This is a genomic window from Halpernia humi (assembly GCF_900108025.1).
GTDB lineage: Bacteria > Bacteroidota > Bacteroidia > Flavobacteriales > Weeksellaceae > Halpernia > Halpernia humi.
This window is the reverse complement of the sequence record NZ_FNUS01000002.1, coordinates 164,555-184,338: the sequence shown is the minus strand read 5'-3', so window position 1 is coordinate 184,338 and position 19,784 is coordinate 164,555. Positions and strand designations below refer to the sequence as shown.

General features: G+C 33.3%; 17 protein-coding genes. 13 read left to right on the top strand and 4 right to left on the bottom strand.

Features of this window, described 5'->3' with window-relative positions; all coding sequences use genetic code 11:
- Positions 1–20 precede the first annotated feature (20 nt).
- The 4 genes from C4S29_RS05800 to C4S29_RS05785 all read left to right on the top strand — a co-directional run bounded on the left by C4S29_RS05800 (position 21) and on the right by C4S29_RS05785 (position 5,323).
- Complete coding sequence (locus C4S29_RS05800) at positions 21–1,409, top strand: DUF4153 domain-containing protein (RefSeq protein ID WP_103913434.1); 1,389 nt, start codon at positions 21–23, stop codon at positions 1,407–1,409.
- A gap of 59 nt (positions 1,410–1,468) precedes the next feature.
- A complete protein-coding gene (locus tag C4S29_RS05795) occupies positions 1,469–1,993 on the top strand; it encodes a hypothetical protein (protein WP_103913200.1) in 525 nt (174 codons plus the stop codon).
- Positions 1,994–2,041: 48 nt separating this feature from the next.
- Positions 2,042–2,554 carry a hypothetical protein gene (locus C4S29_RS05790; protein ID WP_103913199.1) on the top strand — a complete coding sequence of 171 codons (513 nt, stop codon included), beginning with the start codon at positions 2,042–2,044 and terminating at the stop codon, positions 2,552–2,554.
- Positions 2,555–2,668: 114 nt separating this feature from the next.
- Entirely contained in the window at positions 2,669–5,323 is a 2,655-nt protein-coding gene (locus C4S29_RS05785; protein ID WP_103913198.1) for a hypothetical protein, read from the top strand.
- 99 nt (positions 5,324–5,422) lie between these two features.
- On the opposite strand, the gene C4S29_RS05780 is transcribed toward C4S29_RS05785, so the two are convergent.
- The 4 genes from C4S29_RS05780 to C4S29_RS05765 form a co-directional block, all read right to left on the bottom strand.
- Positions 5,423–7,555 (bottom strand): S46 family peptidase, encoded by a 2,133-nt coding sequence (locus C4S29_RS05780; RefSeq protein ID WP_103913197.1) that lies wholly within the window; start codon positions 7,553–7,555, stop codon positions 5,423–5,425.
- Between the two features lie 190 nt (positions 7,556–7,745).
- Entirely contained in the window at positions 7,746–8,210 is a 465-nt protein-coding gene (locus tag C4S29_RS05775; protein WP_103913196.1) for a GNAT family N-acetyltransferase, read from the bottom strand.
- Positions 8,207–8,827 (bottom strand): ribosome biogenesis GTP-binding protein YihA/YsxC, encoded by a 621-nt coding sequence (yihA, locus tag C4S29_RS05770; RefSeq protein WP_103913195.1) that lies wholly within the window; start codon positions 8,825–8,827, stop codon positions 8,207–8,209. Before yihA ends, C4S29_RS05775 begins: the two co-directional genes overlap by 4 nt.
- A gap of 380 nt (positions 8,828–9,207) precedes the next feature.
- On the bottom strand, positions 9,208–9,966 hold the full coding sequence (locus C4S29_RS05765; RefSeq protein ID WP_103913194.1) for an alpha/beta fold hydrolase: 759 nt from the start codon (positions 9,964–9,966) through the stop codon (positions 9,208–9,210).
- A 257-nt stretch (positions 9,967–10,223) separates the two neighbouring features.
- Between C4S29_RS05765 and mraZ the strand changes: the two genes are divergently transcribed.
- The 9 genes from mraZ to C4S29_RS05720 all read left to right on the top strand — a co-directional run bounded on the left by mraZ (position 10,224) and on the right by C4S29_RS05720 (position 19,736).
- Positions 10,224–10,694, top strand: a complete 471-nt coding sequence (gene mraZ, locus C4S29_RS05760; RefSeq protein ID WP_103913193.1) for a division/cell wall cluster transcriptional repressor MraZ — start codon at positions 10,224–10,226, stop codon at positions 10,692–10,694.
- Entirely contained in the window at positions 10,684–11,577 is an 894-nt protein-coding gene (gene rsmH / locus C4S29_RS05755; RefSeq protein ID WP_103913192.1) for a 16S rRNA (cytosine(1402)-N(4))-methyltransferase RsmH, read from the top strand. Before mraZ ends, rsmH begins: the two co-directional genes overlap by 11 nt.
- Before the next feature lie 5 nt (positions 11,578–11,582).
- On the top strand, positions 11,583–11,951 hold the full coding sequence (locus C4S29_RS05750) for an FtsL-like putative cell division protein (protein ID WP_103913191.1): 369 nt from the start codon (positions 11,583–11,585) through the stop codon (positions 11,949–11,951).
- A complete protein-coding gene (locus C4S29_RS05745) occupies positions 11,935–13,920 on the top strand; it encodes a penicillin-binding transpeptidase domain-containing protein (protein WP_103913190.1) in 1,986 nt (661 codons plus the stop codon). The genes C4S29_RS05750 and C4S29_RS05745 overlap by 17 nt, the downstream gene beginning before the upstream one ends.
- Before the next feature lie 92 nt (positions 13,921–14,012).
- Positions 14,013–15,473 carry a UDP-N-acetylmuramoyl-L-alanyl-D-glutamate--2,6-diaminopimelate ligase gene (locus tag C4S29_RS05740; RefSeq protein WP_103913189.1) on the top strand — a complete coding sequence of 487 codons (1,461 nt, stop codon included), beginning with the start codon at positions 14,013–14,015 and terminating at the stop codon, positions 15,471–15,473.
- 25 nt (positions 15,474–15,498) lie between these two features.
- The gene (locus tag C4S29_RS05735; RefSeq protein ID WP_103913188.1) at positions 15,499–15,855 is read left to right on the top strand and encodes a hypothetical protein; all 357 of its coding nucleotides are present in this window, start codon (positions 15,499–15,501) and stop codon (positions 15,853–15,855) included.
- 31 nt (positions 15,856–15,886) lie between these two features.
- A complete protein-coding gene (mraY, locus tag C4S29_RS05730) occupies positions 15,887–17,128 on the top strand; it encodes a phospho-N-acetylmuramoyl-pentapeptide-transferase (RefSeq protein WP_103913187.1) in 1,242 nt (413 codons plus the stop codon).
- A 4-nt stretch (positions 17,129–17,132) separates the two neighbouring features.
- A complete protein-coding gene (gene murD, locus C4S29_RS05725) occupies positions 17,133–18,482 on the top strand; it encodes a UDP-N-acetylmuramoyl-L-alanine--D-glutamate ligase (RefSeq protein ID WP_103913186.1) in 1,350 nt (449 codons plus the stop codon).
- 18 nt (positions 18,483–18,500) lie between these two features.
- Positions 18,501–19,736: an FtsW/RodA/SpoVE family cell cycle protein gene (locus tag C4S29_RS05720; RefSeq protein WP_103913185.1), complete on the top strand. Its 1,236-nt coding sequence runs from the start codon at positions 18,501–18,503 to the stop codon at positions 19,734–19,736.
- Positions 19,737–19,784: the final 48 nt, after the last annotated feature.

Here is a 19,784-nt window from a genome sequence, read left to right as displayed (position 1 = left end):
AAAAATTAAAACAAAAAATTATGAAACTTCACCAACTCATCTTCGCAACAACCGCCATTTTTACACTTTTATTTTACGATGAAAATATTGGCCTCAACCTCGGAATTCTCGGAATTATTCTTTCAATGCTCGTTTTGTGGCAAACCAAAGAACGAAACCGCGACAAAATTTTTCTACTACTCTTCGTTTTTAGTATTTTATCGTCTGTTGCTTTTGCTTGGTATGCAGATTTCGCTTCATTTTTAGCGGAAATTTCTTCCATTTTGCTTTTGCGTTTTAAATCGAAGAATCGAAATTTAAAATTTATTTTGAGTATTCCTTCATATATTAGTGGCGGATTTACGTTTATTAATGATTTTTTTCAATTTAGCCAATGGTTCCCGAAATCTAAAAACACCAACACTTCTAAAAAAATTGTCGCTTTTGTTCTAATTCCAATACTTTTTGTAAGCGTTTTTTTTGGCGTTTACAGTTTGGGAAGCAATCATTTCTCAGAATTATTTTCGGAATACGAATGGAATCTTAATTTTTTCAACCTCTTTTTTATCAGTATTTTAGGTTTTTTCTTCGCTTTTATTTTTTGGAATTTACTAATCCCAAGAGTTCTATTTAAACAAAATCAACATTTAAAAAATGACTTTTCCGAGGGACAAAAAATTTCAAAACCCACTTACACTTTTCTAGACGTAGATTACGAAAGAACAAGCGGCGTTATTTCATTAATAGCATTAAATATTCTACTATTGGTTTTTATTTCAACATACTCTTATGAGCAATTTTATGAAACCACAAAAAGTGGCGCACAACTAAGTTCTGAAACACACGACGGCGTAAATGCCATAATTTTATCAATCATAATGGCCATTTTGGTAATTTTATTTTACTTCAAATCTGGTTTCAATTTCGATAATAAAGCAAAATATTTAAAACTTTTCGCTAAAATCTGGATAATTTTAAACGTTGTTTTAATATTTTCTACCGTATTTAAAAATACAGAATATATTAGAAACTTCGGCTTTACTTATAAAAGATTGGGCGTTTATGCTTTTTTAATTTTAAGTATTTTAGGATTAATTTTCACTTTCATTAAAATAAAAAATCAGAAAACAAATGCCTATTTATTTAATAAAATGTTTGGCTGCTTTTTTGGGATTATTTTACTTTGTAGCTATATTAACTGGGGCGGAATCATCACTTCAGAAAATATGAAACGACAAGATTTTGCTTTAAATTTTCACAAAAATTCCATCAATTTTAATCAGAAGCAGCTTTTAAATTACGCTAAAAAACATCAAAATAAAACATTAGAAGAGTCTATTAAAAAAAATATAGAGAAAAAACAAAAGACCACGTTTCTCTCTAAAATCTTATACTACGAAAGCATCAATACAAATGAAGAATCGAAATAAAATAGATTGCAGCAAAACTATTTTGGTGCGAAATTTGTTAAAAAAGTAAAAAAATAACTATGAAAAAATTAATTTTTCTGCTTCCACTTCTATTGATGGCATGCAAAAAAGACGCACCAATCAATAACAATGTGGAAAACAAAGATTCTGTTGCCGTTTCTAACACGCCTCCCGCAGAAGTTTCCGCGGATGAAAAAGACTCCATAATCGCCCATTCTAAAGCCGTAGAAAAAGTTTTGGACGAAGGCATAAACAGAGACGTTATTGAAGGTGAAATCGTAAGAACTGCTGATGCGAGTATGCTGCCATTTACTATTGGAGACCAGTTTACAAATGATGGGCAAAAATTTACTTTAAAACTAAAAAATGTATCAAAATCTAACCTTAATATTTCAGTTAAAACAAAAGCGCCAATGAATATTAGAATCAACCAGATTAAATATCCAGATGGCAGTTTTGATGGCCCATACGGACAAACTTTAAACCTTAAAACCCCGCAAAAAGGAGAATATTGGATTATTTTGGGCAAAAACCTAATGGCCGATGGAAATGTAAAAGGCCATTTCAGTATAAAAGTGAACTAAAAAAAACTTGGTACAATTTCTGATTAACATTTCGCATAATAAATAAACATGAAAAACATAATTCTTACAGGCGTCATCGCCTCTGCAACTTTAGTGAGTTGTGGCACCGTTCAATCTTTAGTACAAAACACTTTTCCTTACACGGCAAATGTTTTAGTATCGACAGGTGTTCCTGCAAATCAAGAAGTTTCTTCCTCTACAACGGCATCTAATGTACAAAGTTGGTTTGGCGGAAATAATAATGCACAGATAAAAGATGTGAGAATTTCTGATGCAAAAATAACCGTTGTTACACCTTCTGGCGGTTCTCTTACAGATTTTAAATCTTTCAAAGTTTATATTTCTTCTGATGGTGCTGCAGAAAAATTAGTAGCCTCACGCGCAGACTTCAATAACTCTGGGAGCACTTTGAGTCTAGACTTGAATAATTCTGGCTATCTAGACAGCATTGTAAAAAGCACGAACCTAAAAGTACGAACCGTTTATGAACTAAAAAACAGCACTAGTTCCGATATGAATTTGCGCGTTTCTTTAAATTTTAATAGCGTTCCTGCCAACTAAAATCTAAACAAAATATAAAATTAACCGTTAAATTTTTTATTTGACGGTTTTTTTATTTACAACAATGAAAACATAAATAACTAACTTCGTACTATTACACAACAAAAATATATAATGAAAAAAAAGAACTTCCGCATTTTCACGGTTATATTTGGAAGTGTCTTGCTAATTGTGATTTTGGCAAATTTTGGCATTAATTATTGGCTAAAAAACAATCTACCAAATTACATAAAAAACAATACTTCTTACAACGTGACCTACCAAAAATTAGAGGTCGACTTATTTTCAGGAAATATAGTTGCAGAAGGAATCACCATCAATAATAAAAACCCAAAAGAAACTAAAAAGTTAGGTCTCCAAGGAAGTGTTGAATCTTTAAAAATCTCGCGATTGGGAATTTATAACGCAATTTTCAACAAGCAAATTAGTTTTAAAACCGCTACTTTAACAAAACCAATTTTAAATATTACGCTGCCACAAAAAAAAGATAAAACATCCAAAAACCCCATTGATATTACAAACCTCAACATTAGCGAGGGAAAAATTTCAATTTTTAAAAATAAGCAGAGAAAATTACTAAGCCTATCAAATTTGAATTTGAAAGTTTCTGGCTTGGAACTTTCTAAAGAAAATTTTAACTACAATTTACCTTTGGGATTTGACACCTACTCCATCACTGGGCAAAAATTGTTTTTCCGACCGAATGATTTGTATTTAATTTTAGCAGATCATTTAAATACCAATAATGGCGAACTTAAAATTGATGAGTTTAAACTTTTACCGTTGATGAGTTTTCAACAATTCGCAAAATATTATCCCAATAAACGAAATTTGTTCAATTTGTATTCTGAAGAATTACTCATTAAAGATTTTAAGTTTAAAAATAAAAAAATAGCATTACAAAATCTTCGGATCACGAAACCTGATTTAAAAATTTATACCAAAAATCTTAAAGACAAAAAACCTCAAAAAGATTTCGATTATGATGTAAATCTGGAAAATTTAACATTTAAAAATGCCAAGATTGAAATTTTAAAACCCAACCAAACGCCACTTTTTTTAGCATCTGAATTAAACTTTAATATCAATAAAATTAAAATAAACAGCGAAACGACTAAGGAAAAAATTCCATTTCAATATGGAGATTTTAATATTGATGGCGAAAATTTAGACTATTTCAGCAATTCTGAACATTTGCATTTCACTTCTGCTAAAGCAAATCCCAAAGGTATTTTTCTAAATTCTTCTGCCATAAAAACGACCACAAATGCTTTATCTGAAAATAATTTTGATTTGACACTAAAAAATCTATCCTTGAAAATAAAAAGTTGGAACATAAAAAATTCTAAACTCAAAATGGAGATTGACGATGTTTTGGTGAATGATTTAAAAGGAAAAATAAAAATTGCAGATGCGAAATCCGAAAACGCAACGCCACTTTCTTTTTTGGAATTTCCGATAAAAATTAATAAAATTAATCTAAAAAATTCTGATTTAGAAATTATAAGCAAAGAGAAACCTCTGGCATTAAACGGTTTAAATTTAAACATTAACCAGTTAGAATTATCGCAAAATAAAGCACAAAAACTACTGCTGAAAAGTGTGAATTATGATATTAGTGCGAAAAATTTCACTTATAAACCCAATCGGTTTTATAAAATTTCGGCTAATAATATTTCTGTTTCGTCGGGAAAAGGTTCCCTTTCAAATTTTGAAATGTTGCCATTAGTCAGTCGCGCGCAATTCATAAAAATGATTCCGGAAGAGCGGGATTTGTACGATTTGAAAGCGCAAAACATTTCTTTTGTTGGAACTTGGGGTTTTCTAAATGCTAATCGGTTTTTAAATTTAGACCAAGTTACTTTAAATAAAGTAAATGCTAATATTTTTCGCAGCAAAATTCCGAAAGATGATTTATCGGTAAAATCGCTTTATTCCAAAATGCTGAGATCGGTACAAATACCAATTTTCATCACCAATTTGGATGTAAAAAACTCCGTTTTAATTTATGAGGAAGACATCCCAACCAGTAATGGCCCGGGGAAATTATTGTTCAAACCTTTTAATATGAACATAAAAAACATTAATTCTGCAAAAATGAAGGGAAAGCCAACAGATGTTGCAATTTCGATTGATGCAGGTTTGATGGGAACTTCGCCTTTGCACGTTAATTGGGGATTTGATGTAGCCGATTCTCAAGACCGATTTACAATTTCTGGAACGGCAAAAAATTTATCTGCAGAAAGAATTAATCCTTTTATAGAGCCTTATTTGCGCATAAAAGCAACTGGCATTATCAAGCAATTGAGTTTTAATTTTAACGGAAATCCTGCTGAAATAAGTGGAAATTTGAAAATGCAACACGATAATTTGAAAATTGTAATTTTAAAGAAAGATTCCAAAGAAAAAAATAAATTCTTAAGTGCAATTGCCAATTTATTTATAAAAAGTGATTCTGACAAATTTCCTGCATCTGTGGTTGTGCAACAGGTAAAAAGAGACAATACAAAGTCCTTTTTCAATCTCTTGTGGAAAGGTTTGCAAGATGGATTAGCACAAACTTTAATTGGCATTAATTACAAAAAAAAAGTTGATAACGTGAAAACGACGGTTAAGAGTGCAACTGAGGCCGTAAAGAATGTGAAAACTGATGTGAAAGACGTAAAAGAGGCCGTAAAAAACGTGAAAGAGGCCGTAAAATCTGAACCTGATAAGAAAAAAGAAGAACCAAAAAAGAAAGAAAGTTTCTTTAAAAGAATTTTTGGTTAACTTTTTTGCAATAGAATTTCAATGAATTTTAATTGATTTTAAAAAAATCCGTCCCAACAAAAAACTGCTGGGACGGATTTAAAATCATTTATTTTTTCGTTATTTAACCAAAGATAATTCGCTGATAATATGGCCTGCTCCGGCATACTTATCAATCACCCAAAGTACATATCGCACATCTACATTGATGGTTTTCTGCAATTTAGGCTCGAAAACAATATCGCCAGACAAGGCTTCGCTGTTGCCATCGAAAGCCAAACCGATTAATCTGCCATAGCCATCAATCACTGGTGAGCCAGAATTTCCACCCGTGATGTCGTTATTTGTTAAAAAATTGATTGGCATATAGCCTTCTTTGTCTTTATACATTCCAAAATCTTTCTTTTTGTATAAGTCTAAAACTTTTTGTGGCAAATCAAATTCCTCATCTCCTTTTTTATATTTCGCAATCATTCCCGCCATATTGGTGTAATAATTTACTTTGATGCCTTTGTAATTTCTATCATCTCTTTTGGGCAAAACATCTACTTGGCCGTAAGTGAGGCGCATTGTAGAATTCGCATCTGGATAGAATTTTTTATCTGGGCTTGCCATCATTAATCCAGCCAAATATAGTCGATTATTTTTCTCAAAATTCTCATCTACTTTCACAAAACGTTGACCCAATAATCTATAGTCGGTAACGTAAGAATTTACAAATTGAAATAGTTGGTCGCCGTCAATTTTCAAACGGTCAGGATTATTCAAAAATAATTTTGCCGATTCTTCATTTGCAAAAATAGATGAAGCGGCCATTAATGATAATTCTTTAGCATCTGCTTTTAAGAGTGTTGGTGAGGCAACATCTTTATCCACTCTTTGCTGGTAAAGATTTACCAAGGAATTTAGCATTTCACCTTCCACATTGGCGTGGAAACCATCATATAGTTTTTCAATTGCGGCCTCTACTTTAGGTTTCATTGCAGTTTGCCCCGCTGCATCTTGGTCGGCGTAGGTTTTAAATAAACTTCCCAAAGAATACGCTACCGATACGTATTTTGCATTTCGCTGTAGTTGAGAAGAATAATTTCGCTCCACATTTCTATTTGAAATTTGCTTATAATAGGCTTGGATATCTGCTAAAACACCGCTATAAACTTTTTCATTTTCTGGTAAAAGTGCCCATGCTTGATAATCTGCTTCAGCTTTTTCTTTTTCCCCAATAGTTCCATTTTTTTCTACTGCATCAATGGTTCCTTGGCGGTTTTTCCAATAATTTGCTACACTTGCGTATTGCGAAGCATAATCCAAACGCGTTGCATCATCTTTATCCATATATTTTTTCATCACATCCATAGAAAGTTTGGAGGCTTCTACCCACGCCGGATAATCTTTATCAACCATTTGTTTAATTCCAAAAGAGGTTAAATAACGGTTTGTTCTTCCAGGATAACCGATAATCATTGCAAAATCACCTGGTTTATAACCTTTTAAGGAAATTGGCAAAAAATGCTTTGGTTTCATCGGAACGTTGCTCATTGAATATTCTGCAGGATTATTATTGGCATCTGCATAAACCCGAAAAATAGAAAAATCGGCGGTATGACGTGGCCATTCCCAATTGTCTGTATCGCCACCAAATTTCCCTAAAGACGCTGGCGGAGCACCAACTAAACGAATGTCTTTGTAATCTTGATAAACGAAATAATAAAATTCATTGCCGTTAAAAAAATCTTTTACAACAACTGTATATTTTCCGTTTTCAGAATTTTCTAATTTTATGGCTTTGTATTCCGCATCAATCGCAGCCTGTCTTTCTTCTGGCGACATATCGTTATTCAATTTAGAATTGATGCGTTTTGAAACATCATCCATCCTTACTAAAAATCTTACATAAAGACCTTTAGCATTAAATTCTTGGTCGCGTTTCATTGCCCAATATCCATCTTTCAAATAATCTCTTTCTGGCGTGGAAGCCGCTGCAACAGCATCATATCCGCAATGGTGATTGGTGAAAATTAAACCTTCAGAAGACACAATTTCACCCGTGCAGAAACCACCAAAACTTACAATGGCATCTTTCAAACTAGAATGGTTTACCGAATAAATCTCATCTGGAGTGAGGTGCAAGCCTTCTTTTTGCATATCGGTGCCGTTTAATCTTTTAACGAGCATCATAAGCCACATTCCTTCGTCTGCGCGCATTTGCAAAAAACTAAGGAGAAAGGTGCATAATAAAAATAACTTTTTCATATAATATTTTTTAATTATGCTAATTTACTGAAAAAGCATTTGATAATAGAGGTTTGAGGGAAAAAAGAATATATTCTATTTTTTAGACACAAGTGAGAACATTTTTATTATTTAGATAAAACTTTTTCCCTAAGTGCAATAATTTTACGCCGAAATTCATTCAGATCAGCAATTGCAAAACCATTCTATTTTAAGGTCGTAGAATGGGCGATAAAAGCATTTCCGTATGTGGAATATCATCCTCCAAATATTTTTTGCCAGTATCTTTAAAACCAAAATTTCCGTAGAATTTAATTAAATAATCTTGCGCGGATATACGAACAGATTTGGTTTTGAATTGATTGAGAATTATTTGTAATGAAAAAGAAACCAAGGTTTTCCCTAAATTTTTATTTCGTACAGAAAGCGCCGTCAAAACACGACCGATGCTTGCTTCTTTATATTTAATGTTTTCTGGAAATACTCTTAAATAGGCTAAAATTTCGCCATTTTGTTCTGCCCAAAGGTGAACGGCTTTCTGGTCATAATTATCGGCGTCTAAATAATAGCATTCTTGTTCTACCACAAAAACTTTTTGCCGAATCGCTAATATTTTATATAATTCTTCAGTAGATAATTCTGAAAAACTCTTGATTTTCCAAATTAAACCTTTCATTCAAATTTTATTTTATTTTTACTGAGCATTTCATTTGTAGCGGAAATATAATCTAAAATAAAATCGCCGCCATATTTTTTTTCTGCGGAAGTAACGAATATTTCGGGCAATTCTTCCCAAGTTTTTAGAAGTTCCTCGCGGTAAATGGCGACATTTTTATCTGCTGCGCCCGGTTTTAATTTATCTGCTTTTGTAAACACGATGCTGAAAGGAATATCGCTCTCACCGCACCATTGCATAAAATCTAAATCAATTTTTTGTGGCGTATGGCGTATGTCTATTAAAACAAAAAGATTAACGAGGTTGCTTCTATTTAAAATATAATTGGTAATAATTTTTTCAAAATCTTTCCTGATAGATTTTGAAACGCGCGCGAAACCAAAACCGGGAAGATCGGTTAAAAGCCAATTTTCATTTACCAAAAAATGATTAATTAATTGTGTTTTTCCTGGTGTTTGCGAGGTTTTTGCTAAATCCTTATGGTTCATCATCGCATTAATCAATGAAGATTTCCCCACATTGGAGCGGCCAATAAATGCATATTCTGGCAAATTGGGTTCTGGGCAATCTTGCCACCTGCTGCTGCTTTTTAAAAATTCTGCTGTTTTTATAACCATACTAAAAATGGAGGTTTTATTTCCTCCATTGTTTTTTTATTTCTTTTATTCTGTGCTATATTCAATGATTTTTCAACATTAAGACATTAAGGTTTAAAGTTTATTGCACTTAAAAAACTTAACAAAAATCAATTTTTATGAATGAATTTATTAAATCCTTAATGTTTAAAAATAAGGAATAAACAATGATTTTTCAACATTAAGACATTAAGGTTTAAAGTTTATTGCACTTAAAAAACTTTACAAAAATCAATTTATTGATTTCTTAATCAATTTTTATGAATGAATTTCTTAAGTCCTTAATGTTTAAAAATAAGGAATAAACTTTGTTTATTTATTTTAAGCAAATTAAGAAAATAAAATTAAAATATGTTAGAAATTTATTTAATTTTCAACCAGTTGTAGAGAATTCTATTAAATTCATCTGGTTTTTCCATCATGGCAGCGTGGCCACATTCATCAATCCAAAATAAATCAGAATTGGGTAAAAATTTATCCATATCCACGGCCACTTCTGGTGGCGTTACATTATCTTGCATTCCCCAAATGATACAAACTGGGCATTTTATATTGGGTAAATCATTCAGCATATTGTGTTTGATGGCACTTCTTGCAAGCATCACCGTTTTTATGCCTTTCATTCGGTCATTTACCAAAGCAAAAACTTCTTCCAACAATTCGTCGGTTGCAATTTTCGGATCGTAAAAAACTTCTTCAATCTTTTTCCTTAAATAATTTTTATCACTCTTACGCGGAAAACTATCGCCAAAAGTTCTTTCATATAAACCAGAACTGCCTGTGAGAACTAAATTTTGAACCAAATCTGGCCGAGAAGCAGTTAAAATTAAACCCACGTGGCCACCCATAGAATTCCCCACAATTGTGACGGGTTGCTTTATTTCTTCATCAATAAACCTGGCTACAAATTTTGCAATACTCGTAAGATTGGTATTTAAGACGGGTAAATCATAAATGGGAAGTTCGGGTACAAAAACTTCATAACCTTTTTCGGAAAAAAAATTTATCATTCCTGTGAAGTTACTTAAACCACCCATCAATCCATGCAAAAGCACCATCGGCTTGCCTTCACCTTCTTGGATGAAATTGAATTTTTTTTCCTTTTTAGTTTTAAATCTCATAAATCTCTTTCTGGAGCGCTGCAAAAATACAAATTTAAGAGCAATTTTATCCTATTTTTAGATTAAGTCTGTCTGCGAAAATTCAACTTTAAAAATAAGAAATTTTTTATTAGTAAAGTTTATTTTTTTAAAGTGCTAAAATGTTTGCTATCAATTATTTACTAATTCCAGGCTTTCTTTAAAATTATTTATCCACATTAAGTCAAAAAGTGGGAAAAAGTGGGAGAATCTGGAATTTTTTTATAAATTTGTCCCAAATGAATCAATTCATCGGGACATATGAATGTAAAATAGACGACAAAGGTCGCCTTAAAGTGCCGTCTTCACTTTTGAAGCAAATGGCCACTTTCGCCGATGCCACATTCATCGTGAAACGCTCTGTTTTTCAAGACTGTCTAGAAGTTTATCCGCCAAATGCGTGGGACAAAGTAATGTCTAAAATCAACAAACTGAACCGATTTGTAAAGAAAAATGCAGATTTCATTCGCTTGTTTACTGCAGGTGTAAAAATGGTAGAATTTGATAATGCCGGAAGAATTCAGATTTCAAAAGATTTGATGCAGTTTGCCATGTTGAAAAAAGAAATCGTCATCACAAGTGCGGGAGAAATCTTTGAAATCTGGGATAAAGACGCTTATGAAAAAGTAATTTACAGCAGTGAAATAGACTTTGCAACACTCGCTGAAGACGTTATGGGCTCTCTAAATATGGACGAAGATGTATCATAATCCTGTTTTGCTGCACAAAAGCATAGAAGATTTAATTACCAATCCCGATGGCACTTATGTAGATGTTACTTTCGGCGGCGGTGGTCATTCACGAGAAATTTTAAAAAAATTATCTCCAAAAGGCAGGCTTTTTAGTTTTGATCAGGATTTGGATGCTTTAGAAAATAAGATTGATGATGAGCGTTTTACGTTAATTAATCAAAATTTCAGATTTTTAGAAAACTCACTCTTGAGTTTTGGTGTTTCTGCGGTTGATGGGGTTTTGGCAGATTTGGGTGTCTCATCGCATCAGTTTGATGTTGAAACGCGAGGTTTTTCTACCAGAAGCGACGCGCCTTTGGATATGCGGATGAATGTGAGACAACAATTAGACGCCAAAAAAGTAGTCAATAAATATGAGGAAGAAGATTTAGCAAATCTTTTTTACCAATATGGCGAACTGCGAGATTCGCGGAAAATTGCACGCCAAATCGTGCAACAAAGACTCATTAAACCAATCAAATCAACACAAGAGTTGAAAGATATTTTTCATTACATCCCACCGCCAAAGCGCAATAAATATTTTGCGCAAATTTTTCAGGCCATTCGGATAGAAGTGAATCAAGAATTAGAAGCCTTGAAAGAAATGTTGCAACAATCTTATCGCGTTTTGAAACCTGAAGGCAGATTGGTGGTGATTTCTTACCATTCATTAGAAGATCGGTTGGTAAAAAGATTTCTAAAAAACGGTATGTTCGAAGGCGAGCCGGAACGTGATATTTATGGCAACTTCACAAAAGTATTCACTTTGCTTCAAAATAAAGCGACCGTTCCAGATGAAAAAGAAATTGAAGAAAATAGTAGAGCGAGAAGTGCCAAAATGAGAACAGGTATAAAAAATTAGAAAAATTGGCAAAAAAACCAGCCACATATAAAACCCAGAAGAAACTCACTTTTATAGATATTATAAAAGGAAATTTCCTCAACCGTGATGAAATAAAAATTCATTACAAATATTTTATGCTAATTTTTGTCTTAATGATGATTCTAATTTACAGCAACCATCTTGTAAGCACAAAAATAGAACAAGTAAACGCATTAAAAGAGCAAACTGAAGAATACAAATCGCGAAATGCGTATGCACAAAGCAAATTAATTAAAGTAAAATTAGAATCTGAACTCGGCAAAGAAATGGTGCAAGATTCCCTTATGACATTGCAAAATCACCCACACAAATTACTGATAAAATTAGACCCGAACGATGCAAAACCAAAGTGATTATGACATAAAACGTAAAAAAACATTGCGATGGGGCTACCTTTTCGCTCTGGTTGCTTTGGTGGTTTTTGTAGTTTTCATTGCAAGAATAGTAATTCTGCAAAATACAAATGTAGAAGAAATTCAGGATGATTATATCAATAAAAATTACCGAGAAGCAACTCTCCCTGCCGCACGTGGAAACCTCTATGCATCAGACGGTTCAATTTTAGCAACAACAGTAATGCGCTACGATGTTTTTCTAGATTTTAAAACAATGCGCGATACCATTTATAAAAATAATATTTCTGCACTTTGCGATTCTTTAAGTTTAATGTTTGGTAAACCAAGAAATTATTTCCGAGCAAAATTTGATGCACAGAAAAAAGCAGAAAATCAATATTATCAACTTATTAAAGGCTTAGACTTTGATGAATACGACCGCATTCGCCACTTCCCAATCTTTAATAAAGGGAAAAATAAAGGCGGGTTTATTGTAGATAGAAATTTTAAAAGAGAACTCGCCACTACCGAAATTGGATCTGGCACCATTGGGATGGACAATGGTAAATATTCATCAGGCTTAGAAGGCGCTTTTTCGAAATATTTAACAGGAACAGACGGCAAAAGATTAGAACAAAGAATAAATAGCAGCCAGTGGAAACCAATTGATTACTGGAAAGTGCAAGAACCTGTAGATGGAGACGACGTTTACACCACTTTAGATTTAAGAATTCAAGACATTGCACATTCTGCTTTAGAAAAACAATTAATAAAATTTAATGCAGACCACGGCTGCGTGGTTGTGATGGAGGTAAAAACAGGCAAAGTAAGAGCAATGGTAAACCTTCGCCGCACAAAACCAGGTGTTTATGCGGATGCTTATAATTATATTTTAAAAGACGCCACAGAACCAGGTTCTACTTTTAAAACGGTTTCACTTTTAGCCGCGATGGACGATGGTTTAATTGACGAAAACACACGCGTGCAAACCTCAACAGCTTGGACTTACGAAGGACAAAGAATTACAGACCACAGCAGCGGAAATTACGATGTAAGCGATGTTTTAGCGCACTCTAGCAACGTTGGAGCAGCCAAATTAATTACTGGCGCATATCGTGACAAACCCGAAGTTTTTCTCGACCATTTGCGAAAGTGGAAATTGTTTGATAAAATGGATATTGAAATCCCTGGAGTTGCAAAACCAATCATCGTGACGCCAGAAAATAGACGTTGGAACAAAGCCACTTTAGCCTCTTTGTCGTATGGCTATTCTTCACGATTTAGTTTGCTACAAATGGCCACCTTTTATAACGGAATTGCCAATAAAGGCGTCATGCTAAAACCACTTTTTATAGATAAAATAATTAAAAACGGCCAAGAAATTTTCACGGCAAAGCCAGAAATTATGGTAAAAAAAATGGCATCTGATAAAGCCATTTCTGAAATGACTTCTGCACTCACAAAAGCCGTAGAAAAAGGAACCGCAAAAAGTATTTACACACCAAATTTAAGAATCGCTGGCAAAACCGGAACCGCAAGATTTGAATATTGGAAACCAGGCCCCTATAAATACCAAGCCTCTTTTATGGGCTTTTATCCATCAGATAATCCTAAATATACCTGCGTAGTGATGGTGAACCAGCCAGATCCATCAATCGGATTTTATGGCGCAACTGTTTCGGCTCCCGTATTTAAAGAGATAGCAGGAAAAACATTTTTAAAAACACCATTAAATATTGAAAAAAATATACTAGCAGATAAACCTGTTAATCTTAATCAAATGGTTCACAACCCCATAAAAATTGTGGTAAAGGCCGATTCCATGCCAAATGTAATAGGATTAATCGGGAAAAATGTCATTCCACAATTAGAAAATTTAGGTTACCGAGTCGATTTTAAAGGTGTGGGAAAAATAAAAGGACAATTTCCCTTGAAAGGTGCAGAACTGAAGAAAAACCAAAGAATATATCTCACATTACAAAAGTAAAAAAAAAAAGAGATAAACATAAAAAATTGCTAAATCCCGAAGGGATTTAATTAAAAGAACCGCGCGATCTATACCGTGGAAAAAAATAAAAAATGAATTTAAAAGAACTTTTAAACAAAATCTCAACTTTAGAAACCAACGGTGAAATAAACCGTGAAGTTTCTGAAATTGTTTTTGACAGCCGAAAAGCCGCGAAAAATTCGCTTTATGTGGCAGTAAAAGGCACCGTTTCTGATGGCCATTTGTTTATAAATTCTGCAATAGAAAAAGGAAGTTCGGTTATCGTTTGTGAAGATTTTCCGAGCGAAATTAATGAAAATTGCACTTATATAAAAGTCAAAAATTCTTCTAAAACTTTAGGTAAATTAGCCTCAAATTTTTATGGAAATCCTTCAGAAAAATTAACCTTAATCGGCGTTACAGGAACAAACGGAAAAACTTCTGTTTGCACCTTACTGTTTGATGTTTTTAAAATTTTGGGTTATTCTTCGGCTTTAATTTCTACAGTTGAATATAGAATTGGCGATGAAATTATTCCGTCAACCCACACAACGCCCGATGTTTTAACCATTAATAAAATTTTAGCAAAAGCCCTGGAAAATGGCTGTGAATACGCATTTATGGAAGTTTCTTCTCACGGCATTCACCAAGATAGAATTGAAGGTTTGCATTTTAAAATCGCTGGTTTTACCAATATTACACACGATCATTTAGATTACCATAAAACATTTTTAGAATATCTAAACACGAAGAAAAGATTTTTTGATGAATTAAATTCTTCCGCAATTGCCATTGCAAATGTAGATGACAAAAACGGAAATGTGATGTTGCAAAATACATCAGCCAAGAAAAAATCTTACGCCATGAAAACCATCGCAGATTTCAACGGAAAACTGTTGGAAACTGATTTTAACGGAATGCTTTTAAATTTCAATAATCAAGAATTTTGGACAACAATTACAGGGAAATTTAATGTTTATAATTTGCTATTGGTTTTTGCAATTGCTTCAGAATGTGGATTTGAAGACAATGAAATCTTAACCGCAATTTCACAATTAAAACGTGTAAAAGGTAGATTTGAAACCATAAAATCGCCAAGCGGAATTTTCTTCATTGTGGATTATGCGCACACGCCAGATGCTTTAGAAAATATTTTAGACAGCATTAATGAAATCCGCACGAAAAACGAAAGATTAATCTGCGTATTCGGTTGTGGTGGCGACAGAGACAAAACCAAAAGACCAGAAATGGGTGCAGTTGCCGCAGCGAAATCAACTTTGGCAATTATCACTTCTGACAACCCAAGAACGGAAAATCCACAAGAAATTATTAAAGAAATTGAAGCCGGCGTAAAACCCGAAAATTATAACAAATTTTTAAGCATTCCTGACCGGAAAGATGCCATAAAATCTGCCATAAAATTCGCAGAAGCAAAAGATATTATTTTAGTCGCCGGAAAAGGACACGAAAATTATCAGGAAATAAACGGCGTGAAACATCATTTTGATGACAAAGAAGTGATTGAAGAATTGTTGCAAATTATGGGGAAATAAAATTTGAGAATGAGTTAATTTGAAAATGAAAAAGTCAAGAATCATAAAAGTATCCTTAGGGATTATTGGATTGTGGATTTTGATATTCTTTATTTTCACGTATAAATTTGAAAAAAAATTGAAAATTTTAGATTGTGAAAGCACCTATAGTGAAAAATTATTTGAAAAACCAGAACCTGGTTATTTAAATTTTTCTGAAAGTAATGCGAAAAATATGGTAGCACTTTGTTTATGTGAAAAGTACATTTTGAACAAAAACAAAAATTACAAGAATGAAATTTTAAAATTATATGAGAAACAAGGAATTAAATATGGAAGATTTCAAAACTCAAAAAGTAAAATAGATTCTATTTGTAAGTATAGAAATCAGATTTTTTTTTAAAAGTTTTAATCTTTAATTAAAATAAAAGCAAATGTTATATTATTTATACGAATATCTCACCAACCACGGAATTTACATTCCAGGCATTAATCTTTTAAGATACATATCTTTTAGGGCTGCTTTTGCTGTCCTTTTATCTTTGCTTATCGCAATGGTTTACGGTAAAAAAATCATCAATTATTTGCGTAAAAAACAAATGGGCGAAATGGTTCGAGACCTTGGTTTAGATGGGCAAAAACAGAAAGAAGGGACACCAACAATGGGCGGATTAATCATCATTATTGCGACATTAATTCCCGTGGTTTTATTTACCAGAATCTTTAATATTTATATAGTGCTTCTCATTATTTCTGTGATTTGGATGGGCGCAATTGGCTTTATAGATGATTATCTTAAAAAAGTAAAGAAAAATAAAGACGGACTAAGCGGCAAATTTAAAGTAATTGGGCAGGTTGGTTTAGGTTTAATTATCGGCATTACAATGTATTTTCACCCAGATATTACAGTGAAGAGAAAATATGCAGATGCAACTGTTATTAACAGAAATAATGTAGAACAAAATTTTCAAAAAGCCGAAAAAGCGACTGTTTCTACGGTGCCTTTTATGAAAAATAATGAATTTGATTACAGCGGAATATTATTTTGGATGTCTCCAGAAAAGGCCACAGAATGGTCTTGGCTAGTTTTTATTCCAATTGTGATCTTTATTGTGACCGCCGTTTCTAATGGCGCAAATATCACCGATGGAATTGACGGCCTCGCAGCCGGAACTAGCGTCGTCATACTGCTCACATTAGCATTTTTTGCATACATTTCGGGTAATATTATTTTCGCCGATTATCTTAATATTATGTTTCTTCCCAATATGGGCGAAACCACCATTTTTGCGCTCGCTTTGGTCGGCGCCGTCATCGGATTTTTTTGGTACAATACTTATCCAGCGCAAGTTTTTATGGGCGACACAGGAAGTTTAATGCTTGGCGGCGTCATAGCGGTTTTGGCCATAATTTTAAGAAAAGAATTACTAATACCGGTATTGTGCGGGATATTTTTAGTAGAAAATCTCTCAGTCGTGCTGCAAGTCATTGTATTCAAATATAGAAAGAAAAAATTTGGGTTAGAATATGCGCAAAACAATCGGTTGTTTAAAATGTCGCCACTCCACCATCATTATCAAAAAGAAGGTTACCATGAAAGTAAAATCGTTAATCGCATGATAATCATCGGTGTAATGCTCGCAATTATTTGTTTAATTACTTTAAAAATTCGATAAAATTTTGAAAAATAAAAATTTAAAAATTGTAGTTTTAGGAGGCGGCGAAAGTGGTTTCGGCGCGGCCTTGCTAGCGAAATCTCAAGGTTTGGAAGTATTTCTTTCAGACAAAGGAGAAATTCGTGATAATTACAAACAACTTTTAATAAAAAACAAAATTGAATTTGAAGAGGGGAAACATTCTGAAGAAAGAATTTTAGCCGCAGATTGGGTTATAAAAAGCCCAGGAATTCCCAAAAAAGCAGATATAATTACAAAAATTAATGCTAAAAAAATTCGGCTTTCTTCGGAAATAGAATTTGCATCAGCGTTTACCAATGCCAAAATAATTGCCATCACAGGTAGCAACGGAAAAACAACCACCACTTCTTTAATTTATCATATTTTAAAACAAGCAAACCTAAATGTTGGCTTAGGTGGAAACATCGGGACGAGCTTTGCAAAGCAAGTGGCAGAAGAAAATTTCGACTATTATGTTTTAGAAGTAAGCAGTTTTCAGTTGGATGATGTTCAAAACTTTCGTCCCTATATTTCTTTGCTTTTAAATCTTAGCCCAGATCATTTAGATCAATACAACTACAACTACGAAGAATACGCGCTCGCAAAATTCAAAATCGCCGAAAATCAAGAAAACGACAACTATTTTATCTATAACAAAGACGATGAAATGAGCCAAAAACTCTTGAAAGAATTGGATTTGAAAGTTCGAAAAATTCCCTTTTCATTAAAAGAGAAATTCCACGAAGGTGGGTTTATCGAAAACGGAAATGTCGTTGTAGATTTTCAAGATTCTTTTTCAATGAAAATTGAAGATTTATCGCTTGTAGGAAACCATAATATTGCCAATAGTTTAGCCGCTTCTATAGCCGGTAAAATTTTAAAAATCAGCAATGAAAACATTAGAAATTCTTTGATGACATTTCAAGCAGTAGAACATAGATTAGAAAATGTAGCAGAAATTGACGGTGTAAACTTCATCAACGACAGCAAAGCAACCAACGTGAACGCCACTTATTACGCTTTAGAAAGCATGCAGAGACCCACAATTTGGATTGTTGGTGGAACCGATAAAGGAAACGACTACACGGAAATTGAGAATCTTGTTAAACGAAAAGTGAAAGCCATTGTGTGTTTAGGAGTTGATAATCAAAAAATTATAGATTTTTTCAAAGATAAAAAAGAACAAATTTACAGCACCTCAAGGATGGAAGAAGCGGTAAAAATCTCAAAATCACTGGCACAAAATGGTGATACTGTTTTGCTTTCACCATGCTGCGCAAGTTTTGATTTGTTTAAAAATTATGAAGATCGCGGCAATCAGTTTAAAAAAGAAGTGTTGAAAAATCATAATTAAAAACGGTATTATAAATAAATGGAAAACCAATCAACAGATAATAAAATAGAATATCTAAAAGGCGACAAAGTCCTTTGGATGGTCATTATTGTGATTTCTATTTTCTCTATTTTCCCCGTTTATTCTGCTAGTTCTAATTTGCAATATATTGTTAACAATGGAACCACAACTAGCCACGTGCTGAAACACATGGCATTTGTAGTTGCAGGGCTCATCATAATGCGCGGTGTAGGAATTGTAAAATACGAATATATCGGCAAATTAAGTAGTTTCCTTCTGGGCATCACTATTATCCTTTTAATCCTCACTTTATTTACAGGCCAAACCATTGATGGTGCTTCCGCTTCCCGTTGGCTAAAAATCCCAGGAACACCAATTTCTTTTCAACCTTCCTCATTCGCTTATTTAACTTTAATTATTTATTTGTGTAGATATTTAACCAAAAAAATAACAAGGGATCGACTGCCGATTGAAAATGTTTTATACATATTTGGACCTATTTTACTGGTATTTATTTTAGTAGCAAAAGACAACGGATCTACTGCTTTGATGATTCTAATGGTTTCTATTGCTGTTCTGATAATTGGCCAACTAAACTGGCGATATATTGTTGGTTTTATTTCGACAGCGTTGGTTGCAATGGTTTTATTTATCATAGTTGCTCTAAACACTAACTTACTCGGCGGAAATCGCGTACACACTTGGATGAGCCGGATTGAAACTTTCACAAATTCCAAAAAATCTACCGATGTTGATGATGAGGCCTTAAAAGCCAAAAATTATCAAACGATGCAAGCAAAAGCCGCCATCGTTCACGGCGGAATTACCGGAATGGGCCCAGGAAAAAGTGCATTGAAACAAACTTTGCCGCAATCCGTTTCAGATTTTATTTTTGCAATTGTAGTGGAAGAATACGGCTTAATTGGCGCCATATTTCTAATTTCACTGTATTTGATAATGATTATCCGCATCGTTATTATTGCTAGTAAAATGCCTGCATTTTTCGGGTCTTTACTCGTACTCGCAATCGGAATAATGATTTTTGTGCAAGTGGCTGTAAATATTGCGGTTGCTATAAATTTAATACCGGTCACTGGGCAACCTTTGGCATTAATAAGTTACGGTGGAACTTCAATGTTGGTGACTTATTTTCAATTGGGAATTATTTTAAATGTAAGTTCCAGAATACAGATATATGATGAAGAAGGAATGGGTAAAAAACAAAATATAGAAGAAATAAATGACATCGCGTAGAAACGCGATTTATCGCGTTTAACAAGATTATCGCGTTCAACAAGATTA